Annotated in this window: 15 protein-coding genes; 7 read left to right on the forward strand and 8 right to left on the reverse strand. The window is 70.2% G+C overall.

What is annotated here, in order from left to right; genetic code table 11:
* The first annotated feature begins 130 nt into the window (after positions 1 to 130).
* On the forward strand, positions 131 to 547 hold the full coding sequence (locus EAS64_RS38325) for a carboxymuconolactone decarboxylase family protein (RefSeq protein ID WP_145861325.1): 417 nt from the start codon (positions 131 to 133) through the stop codon (positions 545 to 547).
* On the opposite strand, the gene EAS64_RS38330 is transcribed toward EAS64_RS38325, so the two are convergent.
* Genes EAS64_RS38330 through EAS64_RS38350 form a run of 5 tightly spaced genes read right to left on the reverse strand, consistent with a single transcriptional unit; the run spans position 544 to position 4397 of the window.
* On the reverse strand, positions 544 to 780 hold the full coding sequence (locus EAS64_RS38330) for a hypothetical protein (RefSeq protein WP_145861327.1): 237 nt from the start codon (positions 778 to 780) through the stop codon (positions 544 to 546). The genes EAS64_RS38325 and EAS64_RS38330 overlap by 4 nt on opposite strands.
* 30 nt (positions 781 to 810) lie before the next feature.
* Positions 811 to 1974, reverse strand: a complete 1164-nt coding sequence (locus tag EAS64_RS38335; RefSeq protein WP_145861328.1) for a sulfotransferase family protein — start codon at positions 1972 to 1974, stop codon at positions 811 to 813.
* Entirely contained in the window at positions 1971 to 2747 is a 777-nt protein-coding gene (locus tag EAS64_RS38340; RefSeq protein WP_145861329.1) for an SDR family oxidoreductase, read from the reverse strand. The genes EAS64_RS38335 and EAS64_RS38340 overlap by 4 nt, the downstream gene beginning before the upstream one ends.
* Positions 2747 to 3922, reverse strand: a complete 1176-nt coding sequence (locus EAS64_RS38345; protein WP_145861330.1) for a hypothetical protein — start codon at positions 3920 to 3922, stop codon at positions 2747 to 2749. The genes EAS64_RS38340 and EAS64_RS38345 overlap by 1 nt, the downstream gene beginning before the upstream one ends.
* Positions 3900 to 4397, reverse strand: a complete 498-nt coding sequence (locus EAS64_RS38350; protein ID WP_145861331.1) for a nuclear transport factor 2 family protein — start codon at positions 4395 to 4397, stop codon at positions 3900 to 3902. Before EAS64_RS38350 ends, EAS64_RS38345 begins: the two co-directional genes overlap by 23 nt.
* An 88-nt stretch (positions 4398 to 4485) precedes the next feature.
* Here EAS64_RS38350 and EAS64_RS38355 point away from each other — a divergent pair, with 88 nt between their 5' ends.
* Complete coding sequence (locus EAS64_RS38355) at positions 4486 to 5364, forward strand: TIGR03619 family F420-dependent LLM class oxidoreductase (protein ID WP_145861332.1); 879 nt, start codon at positions 4486 to 4488, stop codon at positions 5362 to 5364.
* Between the two features lie 15 nt (positions 5365 to 5379).
* Entirely contained in the window at positions 5380 to 6348 is a 969-nt protein-coding gene (gene pgfA, locus EAS64_RS38360) for a cell envelope lipid trafficking protein PgfA (RefSeq protein ID WP_145861333.1), read from the forward strand.
* Positions 6349 to 6377: 29 nt separating this feature from the next.
* Here pgfA and kstR read toward each other — a convergent pair whose 3' ends face one another.
* The gene (gene kstR, locus EAS64_RS38365; protein WP_145861334.1) at positions 6378 to 6995 is read right to left on the reverse strand and encodes a cholesterol catabolism transcriptional regulator KstR; all 618 of its coding nucleotides are present in this window, start codon (positions 6993 to 6995) and stop codon (positions 6378 to 6380) included.
* A 130-nt stretch (positions 6996 to 7125) separates the two neighbouring features.
* On the opposite strand from kstR, the gene EAS64_RS38370 reads away from it, so the two are divergent.
* From EAS64_RS38370 to EAS64_RS38385, 4 genes are read left to right on the forward strand one after another with little or no spacing between them, the layout of a single operon-like run.
* On the forward strand, positions 7126 to 8223 hold the full coding sequence (locus EAS64_RS38370) for an acyl-CoA dehydrogenase family protein (protein ID WP_145861335.1): 1098 nt from the start codon (positions 7126 to 7128) through the stop codon (positions 8221 to 8223).
* Positions 8208 to 9353 carry an acyl-CoA dehydrogenase family protein gene (locus tag EAS64_RS38375; protein ID WP_145861337.1) on the forward strand — a complete coding sequence of 382 codons (1146 nt, stop codon included), beginning with the start codon at positions 8208 to 8210 and terminating at the stop codon, positions 9351 to 9353. Before EAS64_RS38370 ends, EAS64_RS38375 begins: the two co-directional genes overlap by 16 nt.
* Positions 9350 to 10816 (forward strand): OB-fold domain-containing protein, encoded by a 1467-nt coding sequence (locus EAS64_RS47000; RefSeq protein WP_281283382.1) that lies wholly within the window; start codon positions 9350 to 9352, stop codon positions 10814 to 10816. The genes EAS64_RS38375 and EAS64_RS47000 overlap by 4 nt, the downstream gene beginning before the upstream one ends.
* Positions 10816 to 11988: a lipid-transfer protein gene (locus EAS64_RS38385; protein WP_145861339.1), complete on the forward strand. Its 1173-nt coding sequence runs from the start codon at positions 10816 to 10818 to the stop codon at positions 11986 to 11988. Before EAS64_RS47000 ends, EAS64_RS38385 begins: the two co-directional genes overlap by 1 nt.
* Here EAS64_RS38385 and EAS64_RS38390 read toward each other — a convergent pair.
* Positions 11971 to 12186 carry a hypothetical protein gene (locus tag EAS64_RS38390; RefSeq protein WP_145861341.1) on the reverse strand — a complete coding sequence of 72 codons (216 nt, stop codon included), beginning with the start codon at positions 12184 to 12186 and terminating at the stop codon, positions 11971 to 11973. The genes EAS64_RS38385 and EAS64_RS38390 overlap by 18 nt on opposite strands.
* A 1122-nt stretch (positions 12187 to 13308) precedes the next feature.
* A complete protein-coding gene (gene kstD / locus EAS64_RS38395) occupies positions 13309 to 15354 on the reverse strand; it encodes a 3-oxosteroid 1-dehydrogenase (protein WP_145861342.1) in 2046 nt (681 codons plus the stop codon).
* Positions 15355 to 15370: the final 16 nt, after the last annotated feature.

Below are 15370 nucleotides of genomic sequence, written 5' to 3' on the forward strand. Positions count from 1 at the left end.
CGCGGGGCTCAGGGATCAGCGGGAGCCGCTAACCCGCCAGGAACGCCCGCTGCGTCTTCTTAACACCCGGGAGATATAATGTGTCCCCTTGGGCTCGCTGGGCACACACGAAAACCGACCTTCCGGGGGGATGAGAAGGAGGTGTGTCCTATGGCTGTGGACACCAAGACCGAAATCCGCGAGATGCTGGGGACGGGTACCGGGGTTCTTCGAGAACCTGCCAGGCCCGCTGCTCGACAGCGAATGGGAGAGCTTCAAGGGCGTCGAACTCAGCGATCAGACGGCCATCCCGAACAAGTACAAGGAGCTGATCGGGGTCGCCGTGTCGGGCGCAACGCGCTGCCGATATTGCGTCTACTTCCACACCGAAGCCGCACGACTGTACGGCGCCACCGACGAGGAGATCAACGAAGCCGCGCTGATGGCCATGCACACGATGGGGTGGAGTACTTACCTGAACGCCAGCCAGTACGACTACGAACGGTTCACTCACGAGGTGGACCAGATCACGGCCTACATCACCAAGCACGCTGCGGCCCCGGCTTAAGCCGGCGCCGGTCCCGGCGAGCCCCCAGACTGATCCCCCGGCCGATCCAGGCGGGCGGTCGCGCGCTCGTAGTCACCGAGAAGCACCCGAAGCCGCGCGACCGCCTCCGGCGGCGTGCGTTCGTCCGCGTCGAGCACGTCCGCGGCGACGCGCACGGCCGCGATGAGCGACGACAGCTCCACCGCGGTCACGCCCAGCACGAAACCGGCCTGGCCTGCCCGCTCAAGCCTCACACCGCCACGGCCTTTCTAACCATCGAACGATCATAACGGGACCGCGTAGGCGGCGAAGCGCTCGTCCACCTCGTCGGCGGTCAGGCCGAAGTTATCGAGCGTGTACCGGTGCGGGGACTCACCTCCGTCGCGCGAGGACGCCGCAAGCGCCCGTATCGCGTCGGCCGCCGCGCTGGTCAGCGGCAGCCCGAAATGCCGGTAGATCCCTTGCACCGTACCTGCCGGGTCGGCCACCAGGTCGTCGTAGCGCACGTCGTAGAAGCGCGCCGGGTCGTGCCTGGCGCGCTCCGCGGTAAACAGGGACAGGCCGCGGGCCCACAGGTCGAGTTGCGTGCGCCCGATCAGCGCGCCGGTGAAGACCGGCGACCAGCCGGCCGAGGCATGCGCCGCCAGGCTGCACGCGGACGCGATCGCCGTCCGCGGCGCGCGGTGCGTCTGGATGACGAGCGCGTCCGGGTAGATGGCGAGCAGCGCGTCGAGCGCGAACAGGTGACTGGGGTTCTTGAGTACCCACCGCCGGCCAGTGTCGTGCAGGCCGATCAGCTGGAGGTTGCGCCGGTGCCGCAGGTAAGCATCGGTCCAGTCCTGCTCGCGCAGCCACGCCGAGTAGCCGGGCACGTACGCGAGGGTCTCGAACGATACCGAGCGCATCGACTGCTGCAGCAACTGCCAGCATTCCTCGACCTGGTCGGCCGCCATGTAGTGCAGGCCCATGAACTCGGGATGCTCATCATGGTGCTTGGCGAAGCCCGCCTGGATGTACTGGAAGACGGGATTGCCTGGCCAGGTATGCCGCGGCGGGCGGGGCTGCGGCACCTGCGCGAGCCACATCTCCAGGCCCTGGCTGGCCGGGTCCGCGGAGAGCAGCCGGTGCAGCGCCGTGGTGCCTGTCCTTGGCAGGCCGGTGATGAAGACCGGACGTCCGATGCTGACCTCGGCGTACTCCGGGTTCGCCTGCCAGGCTGCCTCGCTGCACAGCCGGGCCATCAGGACACCGCGCAGCAGCGCCCGCTGTGCCTTCGCGCCAAGCGGCGTGAGCCCCGCGTCGGCCGCGAAGGAATCAAGCAGCACCGCGAGCCCGTCGGTGTAGTCATCCGGGCCGAAGTCGGCGAGGCCAGTACGCCGCGACGCGGACGCGCGCAGGTCCTCGACGGTGCCGACCGGATTGCCATTGTTCGATTCGGCGGGGCTCAATGGTGGTACTCGCCGCAGTTGACGTCCAGGCACTGGCCGGTGACGGCCCGCGCCAGCGGCGAGGCAAGGAACACCACGGCGTCCGCGATCTCGTCAGGCTCGGGCAGCCGGCCCAGGTCGATGGGGGCCGCGGTCTCGGCGTAGATCTCCTCGACCGTCACACCGCGCTTCTTGGCCTGGTAGCCGAAGTACCACTTCAGCGAGTCGCCCCAGATGTGTCCAGGCGCCACGGAATTGACCCGGATGCCCTGCGGGCCCAGTTCGGTGGCCAGGCTCTGCGCCATCGCGAGCAGTGCCGCCTTGGCGAGCTTGTACGGCCCCATCGTCCGCTGCGAGTACCGCACCACCATCGAGTTGATCATCACAACGGAGCCCTTGCTCTCCGCCAGGTCGGGAACGAACAGCCTGGTCAGCCGCAGCGCGGCGACCACGTTCACGTCGAAGCTCGCGCTGACCGCGTCAAGCCCGACCACGCGGAGTTCCTTGATCGGCGGCATCGCCAGCGCGTTGTACACCAGGGCGTCCACCCGGCCAAACGCGTCTCGCGCGGCCTGCGCCAGCCGCTCCACCGCCGCGGCGTCCGCCAGGTCGGTCGGCACGGCGAGCCCGCGCCGCCCGAGCGCGGTGACCTCCTTGGCCACGTCGTCGAGCCGGGAAGCGGTCCGCGCGGCGAGCACCACGTCGGCCCCTTCCCGCGCGCTGGCCAGCGCGATGGAACGACCGAGTCCCGGGCCGATGCCGGCCACCACAACGACCTTGTCCTTCAGCAGCATTAGCCGAGCATCCTTTCCGCGATCGCCGCCTGGCGCGCCGCGATGCGTCTGCGCCATTCGTCGGGGGACACCCGCGCGCTGTCGTAGAACGGCAGCCGGTCCGGGATTTCCGTGAACGGGACGACTTCGACCGCGGGCCCGTCCTTCGGCCCGAGGTCGCGGGTCAGCCGCTGCCACCGCAGTTGCACGTAGCCACGGGTGTGCCCGGTCAGCTCCAGCCAGTTCGCCACCCCGGGGTTCCGCTCGCTGATCACGAACCGCATCCGGCCGTCGGGGTCGATCCTCGCCTGGTCGGCGGTGAGGCTGGTCTGGTGGTTGATGTAGTCGAGCGAGATGTACCACATGCTGCCGAGCTGGAGGCCCTGGTACGGCGCGGTGTCCTTGCCGGCGGCGGGCACGGACACGAGCATGGCCTCGTCGTCGGCCAGGTCGAAGTGGCCTGCCGACGAGAACTGGGTGGCAAGCCCGCCCGGGGTGGCGCGCGGCGGGGTCAGCGTGTTGGCCGGCTCGTTCAGGTAGAACCACTCGGGGAAGGCGAGGAAGGTCCGCAGTCGTGACAGCAGGAGCTTGCCAGCCACCGCGTAGCGTTTCGCCGCGGTCGCGGTGTCCACCGCCGCGGGCGGCGCTTCGCCTTCGTGGCCGGCCCGGTGGATGCGGAGCGTGCCGCGGTGCTCCCCGGCCCAGTCGCTGTACACCTCGCGCACGACGAGCATCGCCGAGCCAGGGCCGAGCGTGAAGTACCCGGGTCCAGCCTTGCCTGGGCCAAGCCGGAACTCGAATTCGCCGTTATCCGCCACTTCGATCGCCCGGTCGTCGAACGCGCTCAGGCTGTCGGGCACCTCGGCGGGCGTGTAGTCGCCCTTGAGCACCTGGAAGCTCAGGTCGGCGGTCGTGCCGCGGGTGCCTGTGACCACGTACTCCGCGTTGTCGCGCAGATAGGCGTGGAAGTACAGCGTGTCCGGGTTATCGAGCCCCAGCTTCGTGTACGGCCCGGTGGACTGCACGAAGTACGGGAAGTCGCGCTCGTAGGCCCAGGCCAGCCGGAGCGATGCCTGGATGCTGCCCGCCAGGTAGTCGTACCCTTCGGCGAGGTCGCGCTCCGATTTGACGTGCGGGGCGCCCGCGATGATCTTCTCCGCCTCGGCAAGCGCCTCAGCGAACGGCTGCGTCAGCATCGCTCTTCCCTGTCGGCAGCCCGGCGAGGAACTTGAAGCTTGGCAGATCGTCGAGCGACATCATCGCCTCGTAGATGCGCACGTAGCCGGTGTGCGCGATGCGCCAGGATCCGTCCGGGCCTCGTTCGTAGCGGTCCTGGTAGAAGGCGGCACCGGCGATGGCGACGCGGTGCTCCGTCGCGATCACCGTGTCCTCGAACCGCCATGTCCCGCTGGCCTTGTCGCCGTCCACGGTGATTTCCGGCTGGCCTGCGGCATGCACGGTGATGATCTCGGGCCCCAGCTTGGCGCGGAAGAAGGCGATGATCTCGTCCCGGCCGGCGAGCTTGAGCGGCTTCCCGTAGACGTGCGTGCCGTAGTCCACCGTGGCGGCCTCGGTGAACACGTCCGCCATCTCGTCCCACAGCTTCTGGTCGACGCAGCGGAGGTAGCGGTACTTCAGCTGGCGGATCTCTTCGAGCACGGCAAGGTCCATGTCAACCAGCTTGGTGCATTCGCTTGCCCGAGACAAGAACATGTTCTATTTTTGCAGGGAAATCGGCACTCCAAAGGCGGGAGGCGCGATGCGGTTCAGCTATGCGGAGTCGATGACCGACCCGTCGTTCTACGGGCCGCTCGCGCGAGCCGCCGAGGAGGCCGGCTACGACTCGATGGTCATACCTGACAGCATCTGCTACCCCAGGGACGCGGACAGCAGGTACCCGTACAACCCCGACGGCACCCGCGAGTTCCTCGAGGACAAGCCGTTTCTCGAGCCGTTCTCGCTGATCCCCGCGCTTGGCGCGGTGACCAGCCGGCTGCGGTTCACCACGTTCGTCGTGAAGGTGCCGGTGCGCAACCCGGTGCTGCTGGCCAAGCAGGCGACCTCGACGGCCGTGCTGACCGGCAACCGGCTGGTCCTCGGCGTGGGCACCAGCCCGTGGCGCGAGGACTACGACGTGCTTGGCGTGGACTGGGCTAACCGCGGTCGCCGCCTTGACGAGTCGATCGCCATCCTGCGCGGGCTGGCCGGCGGCGGCTACCTCGAGCACCACGGCGAGATCTACGACGTGCCCGCGATCAAGATCGCGCCGGTGCCCACCGAGCCGATCCCGGTGCTCATCGGCGGGCACGCGGACGCCGCGCTGCGCCGGGCCGCCCGGCTGGGCGACGGCTGGATGCACGGCGGGGGAGACCCGGCGGACCTGCCCGTGCTGCTCGCCCGCCTCGCCGAGTTCCGCCGCCAGGCCGCCGGGGATCGCTCCCCCCGAGAATTCGAGGTGCATGTGATCTCGATGGACGCCTACACCGTCGACGGCGTCCGCCGCCTGGAGGAGCAGGGCGTGACCGACGTGATCGTCGGCTTCCGCTGGCCCTACGCGACCGGCCCGGACACCGAGCCGCTCAGCCGCAAGCTCGATAACCTGCGCCGCTTCGCCGACGCTGTCATCGCCAAAACATGATCCCTTGGAGGGACGATGCGCCGCGTCACCGGATTCATCCTCGCAGGGCTTGGCGTGCTGCTCATCCTGGCCGCGATACTCCTGCCCACCTGGGTCAGCAGCCAGTTCATCAAGTTCCCGCTGAGCATCAACGAGACCGCCGTCCTTGACGCCAGCAACGCGTCGTACCTCAGCGCCGCCACGCTGACGGTACAGACCGGCGTCACCATCCAGGCCACCTACACGATCAAGGGCGACCCGGGCAAGGGCAGCTCGTCCGTCGCCGTGTGGGATCAAACCAGCAGCGTGGAAGACATAACCAATCACCGGTCGATCCAGCAGACGACGCGCACGCTCGCATTCGACCGGCGGACCGGGCAACTGGTCGACTGCTGCGGCGCGAACGTCAACGGCAACGTCTCGATCCGCCAGACCGGGCTGGCCGGGTACGTGTTCCCGTTCGGCACGCAGAAGCAGACGTACCAGGTGTTCGACACCACCCTGAACCGCGCGGTGCCGTTCGTGTACTCGGGAACGGCGACCGTGGGCGGCATCCAGACGTACGAGTTCGTGCAGGACACTCCGTCGACGCGGATCGGCACCCAGCCGGTCCCCGGCAAGCTGCTCGGCAGCACGGCGGCGCTTGTCCGTGCGCCCTTGTTCGACCAGCAGCACCTGATCTACTACGTGGACCCCGAGACCGGGGCGCTGCTCAACGTGGACGAGCACCAGACGGTGACCCTGCACGACCCGGCCACCGGCGCCGTGGCCCTAGTGCTCTATGACGCGGACCTGAAGGCGACACCCGCCAGCCTTAGCCAGATCGTCGCACTCGACAGTGGCGGGCGGAACGAGATCACCCTGGTCGAGACCACCCTGCCGCTCGTCTTCTGTATCGTCGGCGGTGTCGCGCTGCTCGCCGGCGCCTTCCTCGTCTTCCGCGCCAGGAAGCGGCGCGATAACGCGCCCGCGCTCGAAGGCGTGGCCCAGGCCACCGACCGCTGACCGCCGCAGCCGAACCGGTGCCTGGCGAATCAGTGCAGCAGCAGGCGGGCGGCGAGTTCGAGGCGGCTGGCCACGTCGTCGGTCGTCGCCCGCCGCGTCACCCAGGCAACGAGGTTGGACAGCCACACGTCGCCGATCACGCGGGCGATCGCGATGTCGTCGGCGGACGGCTCGCCGTCGTGCATGGCCCTGGTGAACATCCGCACCATCTGGTTGGCGACCGTGTTCACCTCGGCCGCCGCGCTCGGGTCGGCGAACATGAACGCCCGCGTCATCGCCTCGGTGAGCATCGGGTCGCGCTGCATGGTGCGGGTAACCCTGGACAGCACGTGCATCATGCGCTCGGTGGCTGTGTCGCCGGGGATCGGCTTGCGGTCGAGCTTCTCTTGCATCCGCTCGAATTCCTCGGTGAGCGCGGCGACCAGCAGGTGGATCTTGGACGGAAAGTACCGGTACAGCGTGCCGAGTGCCACGTCGGCGCGTTCTGCCACGGACCTCATCTGCACGGCGTCATAACCGCCCTTGGACGCGAGCGCCAGCGTGGCGTCCAGTATTCGCTTGCGCCGTTCCCGCTGCGCGGCGGAGCCATTTTCGGCATCGGCTACCGCTGCCGGCTGGCTATTGACACGCGTTCTCGCCGTTGGCATTCCGGACCTTCCATCATTCCCGTATCCATGATCAGGTTACCAAGCTGTGCGCCCAGCCCAGGTGCCTGCGACACTGGTCCCACAAATATGCAACGTGTTCTAATTCTATGGAAGCAGAGAGGCGGTGCCGGTGGACTTCAGCCTGACGGAGAGCCAGCAGGAGATCGCGCGCCTCGCCGGCCGCCTGCTCGACTGCGCCTCCCCGGGGGGGCGACCTCCCCAAACCCCCCCGGGGAAAAGCGACGGAAAGGCCGACCCGTGGAAGGAACTGGCCCGGGCGGGCCTGCTAGCCCTGTCGCTGCCCCCCGAGCTTGGCGGCGACGGACTCGGCGTGCTTGACACCGCCGTCCTGCTCGCCGAGATCGGCCGCCGGGCCGCGCCGGTGCCCGCGCTTGCCACGCTGATGACCGGCGTGCTGCCCATCGTCCGCTGGGGTGACGGCGAGGCGCGGCGGGCGCTGCTGCCGGCCACGGCCGCGGGCGAGCTGATACTCACCGCGGGCCTTCGCGAGCCGTCCGACCCGATGCCCCTTGTCCCGGCCGTCACGGTCACCCCGGGACCGGGACCAGCGAGCACGGTGTCTGGTACCAAGGTCGGCGTCCCCTACTGCGCGCAAGCCGGCCGCGTCCTGCTCCCGGTGAGCTTCGCGTCCGGCGGGACCGGCGTCGTCATCGTTGACCCGGCAGCTGACGGTGCGCGGATGATCCGCACCCCGTCCGCCTCCGGTGGTCCCGAGTGCACGCTGCGGCTCGACCGGGTCCCCGTCGAGCGCGTGCTCGGCGGCGCCGACTGCCTGGCGGACCTCTACCGGCTGGCCGTGGCGGGCGCGTGCAGCCTGGCCGACGGCGCGGTGTCCGCGGCGCTGGCGCTGACCAGGGACCACGTCGCTAGCAGGAAGCAGTTCGGACGGCCGCTCGCCACCTTCCAGGCGGTCGCCCAGCAGGTCGCCGACGTCTACGTCGCGTCGCGCACCCTGCACCTGGCCACGGTGTCGGCGTGCTGGCGGCTCGACGCGGGCATGGACGCGGCCGGCGACCTTGGCGTGGCCGGGTACTGGTGCGCGGAAGAGGCGCCACGGTCGTTGCGGACCTGTCATCACCTGCACGGCGGGACGGGCATGGACGTGACCTATCCGCTGCACCGCTTCTCGGCACTGGTCAGCGACCTGGTGCGATTCCTCGGCGGGGCCGAGTACCAACTGGAGCGGCAGGCATGTTCATTGAACTGACGGAGCGGCAGGCCGAACTGCGCGACGAACTGCGCGGCTATTTCGCTGGCCTGCTGTCCCCCGCCGAGCGCGCGGAACTGCTCACCGAGCGGCACGGCGCCGTCTACCGCGACGTGGTCCGCCGGATGGGCCGCGACGGATGGCTCGGGGTGGGCTGGCCCACCGTCTACGGCGGTCGCGGCTTCGGCCAGGTCGAACAGCAGATCTTCGCGAACGAGGCGGCCCGCGCCGACGTCCCGCTGCCCGCCGTCACCTTGCAGACCGTCGGCCCGGTGCTGCAAGCACACGGCACGGCCCGGCAGAAGGAGTTGCTCCTGCCGCGGATCCTCGCGGGCGAGGTCCACTTCGCGATCGGCTACACCGAGCCGGACGCGGGCACCGACCTGGCGGCGTTGCGCACCAGGGCGGTGCGAGACGGCACGGACTACGTGGTCGACGGCCAGAAGATCTTCACGACGGGCGCCCACGCGGCCGACTACGTCTGGCTCGCGTGCCGGACCGGCCCGGAGGGATCCCGGCACAAGGGGATCACCATCCTGATTGTCGACACCGCCGACCCGGGGTTCTCCTGGACGCCGATCATCACGCACGACGGCGCGCACCACGTCAACGCGACCTACTACGATCACGTGCGCGTTCCTGTCGCGATGCGGGTCGGCGCGGAGAACGACGGCTGGCGGCTGATCACCACGCAGCTCAATCACGAGCGGGTGATGCTAGGGCCCGCCGGGCGGATCGCCGCGATGACCGACCGGGTGCGCGAGTGGGCCGCGCCGCGGTCGCTGCTCGACCGGCCCGACATGCGGCGGGCGCTGGCGCGGGCCGCGGCGGTCACGCGGGTCAACGAACTGCTCAACTGGCAGGTCGCGGCGACAGCGGAGCTGAGCGTCGCCGACGCGTCGGCCACCAAGGTGTTCTCCTCCGAGCAGGTGCAGGCGATCGGGCAGTCGCTCGCGGAGGCGGTGGGCCGGCACGCCGACGCGGCGGAAACGGAGACCGCGGCGCTGCTGACCTGGCTGGACGTGCAGCTGAAACGGAATACCGTGCTGACGTTCGGCGGCGGCGTGAACGAGGTCCAGCGCGAGCTCATCGCGATGGCCGGCCTTGGCCTGCCGCGGGTGCCGCGATGACCCCCCACACCCCGGCGGCGATCACCCCGGAGGCGATCTGCGCCGCCGCGGACCGGATCGCCGCGGCCGGCGACAGCGAGCCGCGACTGGCCCGCGATCCAGTCAACCTGCCGATGATCCGCAACTGGCTGGAAGCCTTCGCCACCCCGGGTGACCGCGCCCGCTGCGGCGCCGGGCCTGATTGCCCGGACACCGCTCCGCCCGCGATGATCCAGGTCTGGACCATGCCGGGACTGCACGGGGCGCGCGCGGACGACGACCCGCTCGCGGCGATGGTCGCGCTGCTCGACGAGGCCGGGTACCCGTCAATCGTCGCGACCAACTGCGATCAGGTCTACCTCCGGCCGGTCAAGCTCGGCGAGCGGCTGGCCGTCTCCGCACGGCTGGTGGATGTCGCCGGTCCCAAGCGCACCGCACTCGGCGAGGGCTGGTTCGTGACCACCAGGAGCACGTGGACCTCGGACGGCGAGCCGGTGGCCACGATGGACTTCCGCGTGCTCAAGTTCAGGCCCTCGCCACCCAAGACGCCCCAGGGGAGGCCGACCCCCTCCGCCTCCCCTGGGGTCATCCGCCCGGTGACCTCGCCGGACACCGAGTTCTTCTGGGCCGGCACCGCGGCCGGGGAATTGCGCGTCCAGCGTTGCGGCGGCCGCGGCGGCTGCGGTGCGCTGCGCCATCCGCCCGGACCGATGTGCCCGTCCTGCGGCATCATGACCTCGCAGCCCCCGGATTACGTCGTCGCCGCCGGGACGGGCGAGGTGTACAGCTACGTCGTGCACCACCATCCGCCGGTGCCCGGTAAGAAGCTGCCGGTCGTGATCGCGCTCGTGCAGCTGACGGAAGGCGTCCGGATGACCGGCGAAGTGCTCGGTGCCGCCCCGGGTGAGGTGCGGATCGGCCTGCCGGTGCGCGCGGAGTTCGTCGCGGTCGATGACGACCTGACGCTGCCCGCCTGGCGGGCTGTGCTGCCTCCGGGGGACGACCCCCCGCGGGACGATCCGCCGGTTTCCACCGGGCACAGCGGCGGGGCCGTCCTGCCTCCGCTGTTCGTCGACGTCACGCCCACGTTCGTCGTCGCCTCGGCGCTTGCCACCCGTGACTTCCAGGACGTGCACCACGACAGGGACCGCGCCGTCGCCGGGGGAGCGAAGGACATCTTCCTCAATATCCTGACCACCACCGGCCTTGTGCAACGTTACGTCGCGGCCTGGGCGGGACCGGACGCGGTCTTCCGCGCGATCTCCGTCCGGCTTGGCGTGCCCTGCCACGCGGGCGACACGCTTACCTTCACCGGCGAGGCCACCGCCACCTTGACCGCCGAGGCCACCGCCGACGACGGTGCTGGCGACAACGGCGACGAGGCCGGCGACGGGCACGGCTGGGTGATCTCGGTTACCGGCCGGTGCGGTCTCGGCGATCACGTGACGGCGACCGTGCGCCTCGCGCCGGCGGGGGACCGTTGATGCCCGGCGGGACGGCGATCGCCGGCATCGGCGCCACCGAGTTCTCCAAGGACTCCGGGCGCAGCGAGCTTCGCCTGGCCGTCGAGGCGATCACCGCGGCCCTGGCCGACGCCGGCCTGGCCGCCGCCGACGTCGACGGCCTGGTCACCTTCACCATGGACGGCAATGCCGAGATCGCCGTCGCCCGCGAGCTTGGCCTGTGTGAGCTGCGCTTCCTTGACCAGATCGGGTACGGCGGCGGCGCGGCCTGCGCCACCGTGCAGCACGCGGCGATGGCGGTCGCCACCGGGATGGCGGACGTCGTGGTCTGCTACCGGGCGCTCAACGAGCGCTCGGGCCGCCGCTTCGGCCAGGTGGCGGCTGGCCTCGCGGGCGCCGCGACCACCGCCGGTCTTGACAACGGCTGGCACTATCCGATGGGACTGGCCACCCCCGCGGCGACGGTCGCGATGGTCGCCCGCCGCTACATGCATGAGTACGGCGCGGCCAGTGAGGACTTCGGCCGGATCGCGGTCGCGGCCCGCAGGCACGCCGCGAACAACCCGAACGCGTGGTTCTACCAGCGCCCGGTCACGCTCGCCGAACACCAGGAATCCCGCTGGATCGCCGAGCCGCTCCGCCTGCTCGACTGCTGCCAGGAAAGCGACGGCGCCGTGGCCATCGTCGTCACCAGCCTGGACCGCGCCCGCGACCTGCCGCAGCGGCCCGCGGTGATTGCCGCCGCGGCGCAGGGCAGCGGGCCGGGACAGTACATCATGACCAGCTACTACCGCGATGAGCTCGCGGCGCTGCCCGAGATGGGCGTGGTCGCGAGGCAGCTGTGGCGGCAGTCCGGCCTCGCCCCGGCCGACGTGCGGACCGCCATGCTGTATGACCACTTCACCCCGTACGTGCTCATCCAGCTGGAAGAGCTCGGCTTCTGCCCGCGCGGCGAGGCCCGCGACTTCATCGCCGACGGCGCCACCGAGATGGGCGGCCGCCTGCCGCTCAACACCCACGGCGGCCAGCTGGGTGAGGCCTACATCCACGGCATGAACGGCATAGCCGAAGCCGTGCGACAGGTCCGCGGCACCTCCGTCAACCAGGTACCCGGCGACGGCCCTGTCCTGGTGACAGCGGGCACCGGCGTCCCCACCAGCGGCCTGATCCTCTCGCTACCCGCGCGACCCTAGGTGGGCGTGCAACTGCTCGAGGTACCGGAGTTGATCGGAGTTGGTGTACGGGTCGGCGTGAACGGGGTCAGCGGGCCGGTCGTTGTCGAGGTCCCAGGGCACCGCGGTCGGCCGCAGGTTCGGGGGCAGCGCCAGGTAGGCGGCGTAAACGGCGCCGAGTTCCGGGACGATCTCGGGCTGCCCGGCAACGTACTCCACGCAGACCGGGGCATTCTCAGAAAGTCCGGCACCCGAGCGCTTAAGAATTCGATCTCGGCGAAGAGATCCGGGAGGGTGTCTCCGGTCAAGCCGCCGGCCAGGTCGTCGGACATGCCGACCCAATAGCCATCTTGCTTCAAGACCCGGACCTTCACCCGGTGAGCGTCGTCCGTCAATCCATCCACCCCTCTCCGAGCGTCAGTCGCCCGGAGCGCCAGCTTCCGTGCGAGCGCGTAGATCCGGTCACGAATCTCAGGCTAAGTCGCAAGCCCGCCTTGGTGTCAGGGCAATAGATGCGTGCCTGTGTGCCGCAGGGAGAGATCATTCTGCCCTGCGGCACACGAGGCTACGTCGGGCGGCCGGAAGCGCCGCGCAGTGCCGCTACGGCGTCAGTAGGCGGCGATGCTGATCGAGGGGACGGCCAGGTTGGCCGCCGAGAGGGCGGCGCTGCCCCAGAAAAGCGACCATCCGTCCGCCTCGGCGTCTCCGCCGGCCCAGACCCAGATCTCGTAGAAGTGATCGCTGTCCACCGGCGTGCTCGCGAACAGCGGATAGCCGGAATTGGAGCCCTGGTCCGATCCTCCGCCCGAGTCCCAGAGGGTGATCTGCTGGTCAACCGCGGCCCGGACGAATTCGCCGCCGAGCGTGTACTCGCCGACGTAAAGCCCGAGGAACGCGTGGGTGTGCGAGTTGTCGAAGACGTTGTCGGAGTCCCAGACGTAGTTGAACGCCGGAGCGGCGGCCACGTCCATGATCCCGACGTCGGCGACCGGCTGGAAGTAGGAACCCACGGCGACGGCGCAGGACGCCGTCTTGCCGTTGTCCCCGGTCCAGGAGTCGAAGCTCATCGTGCCGTTCTTGTTGTCGGCGCTGACATCAGCGGTCGCGCTTCCGGTCATGGCGCTCCACTCCCAGGGCCAGGTGTACGGCGGGACGAACGTGATGTCGATGGAACCGATGTGCGCGCGGGACTTGACCTTCGCCCGGTGCGGCGCCGCAAGCGCGTGCTCGGCCAGCTTCTTTGACCGCGCGCGAGCCTCCTTGACCGCGTTCTGGGTGGCTGCGTCGTCCTTCGCCAGGTTTCTGAGCAGGGCTGCCGGTGCCTCGCTCAGCCGGCTCTGCTCAGTTCGCAGCCTTTCCCGCTGGGCGAACTTCGCCTGGAAGAGTGCGTCGAGGCGAGCGCGACTGGCTCGAATGAATTCCTCGGGCGGCTCGGGCCCAACGAGGCGCTCGGAGATTCCTGAGTTCTCTCTTGCTGCATAAGCCATGTGAGTGTCCTCCCGTACCGGTGGCGGTTGGCGGCCAGCGCGATTGCCGGCGCCGTGAGGACCGCGTCAAACTCCGGGGATGGCGGTGCCTCTGCAATGACAGAGGGGGCATCGCTATCGCAGATACACACGCCGGCGCCGATAAGGCCAATAAGCCGTTGGCGTCCGGAGTGAGGTCGAGGGCGGCGAGGTAGCCGAACGTCATCGCCGGACCGATCGTCGCCCCGGCGCCCGCGTAGCTGTGCCCCATGACCGAGGCGCTCGCGTTGCCCGCCGCGTACAGGCCGGGGATCGGGCCGCCGTCGGGCCGCAGCACCCGGCCGCGGCCGTCGGTGCGCAGGCCGCCCTTGGTGCCGAGGTCGCCTGGCACGATCTTGGCGGCGTAGAACGGCGCGCGGGCCAGCGGCGCCAGGTTCGGGTTGGGCCGGACGCGCGGGTCGCCGTAGTAGCGGTCATATGCCGACTCGCCGCGGTTGAACTCGTCGTCGCGGCCGGCCAGGGCGAACTCGTTGAACCTGGCGACCGTCTGGGCCAGGCCGTCCGGGTCGACGCCGATGGCGGCCGCGAGCTTGCCCAGGTCCGGCGCGCGGAAGACCGCGCCCGCGGCGTACCAGCGGCGGGGGAGCGGCCGGCCGGGCGGCAGGCCCGCGAACACGTACCGGTCGCGGTAGCGCTGGTCGAACACCAGCCAGGCGGGGATGTGCGGGTTGTCCGCCGCGTTCCCCGCATACATGGCGTGCACCGCATCGACATACGGCGCCGACTCGTTGACGAATCGCCGCCCCGCGCCGTTGACCATGACGCAGCCGGGCAGGTTCCGCTCGGCCAGGCAGAAGTACGGCCCGCGGGGCAGCGGGATCGACGGGCCCCACCAGGCATCGTCAAGCAGGCCCGTCGCGGCGCCGAGCCGCTGGCCGGCCACGATGCCGTCTCCGGTATTACCGGTAGCGCCAGTCGTCCAGTCGCTGCCGATCGGCGCCTGCTGATACTGCCGGCGCATCTGCTCGTTGCGCTCGAACCCGCCGGTGGCGATCAGCACTCCGCGCCGGGCCTTGATCTCCACCGGCTTCCCGTCCCGCAGGGCTCGGACCCCAGTGACCCGGCCGTCCGTCACCACCAGGTCGGTCAGCGGGGAATCGAGCCACACCGGCACCTCGCGGGCGAGCAGTCCGGCCCGCAGCCCCGCGGCGAGCGCCTGCCCGAGGCTGAGCATCCGCTGCCCGAGCAGCCGGCTGCGGACCAGCCGGCCCGCCACCCGGATACTGGCGAGGACGGCGCGCGGATGCCGGGGACCGAGAGTCAGCCAGCGATAGTCGGCCTGGGTGACCGCGACGCCGTTGGGGACCGGCAGATAGGGCCGGTTGAGCCGGGTGAGTTCGCGGCCGAGCACGGACCCGTTGAACGGCACCGGCTCGATGCTGCGCCCAGACGCGAGCCCGCCCGGCGCCTCGGGGTAGTAGTCGGCGTAGCCGGGTACCCAGGCCAGCCGCAGCGGCGTAGCCGCCAGGACGAAGTCCAGCATCGCCGGGCCGTGCTCGAGCAGCGCGTCCCGCAGCTCCGCGGGGACGTCTTCCCCCGCCACCCGCGCCAGGTACGAACGCGCGAGTTCGGGGGTGTCGGCGACACCAGCGCGCTGTAGCACGGTGTTGCCCGGTGCCCATATCCCGCCGCCGGAACGGGCGGTGGAGCCGCCGAACGCACCGGTCTTCTCCAGCACGACGACCGTCGCACCCCGGTGTGCCGCCGTCAGGGCGGCCGTCATGCCCGCTGCCCCGCTGCCCGCCACCACGATGTCGAATTCGACAGTGTCCAGCTCGGCACTGGCGGATTCGGTGCTGTCGGATTCTGTGCGGTCAGCTTCGGCGTCCGCCCGCCCGTTTTCCGTCAGCCCTGTTCCCATGCCGCCTCCTGCGTCA

It is taken from the genome of Trebonia kvetii (genome assembly GCF_007827045.1).
Lineage (GTDB): Bacteria > Actinomycetota > Actinomycetes > Streptosporangiales > Streptosporangiaceae > Trebonia > Trebonia kvetii.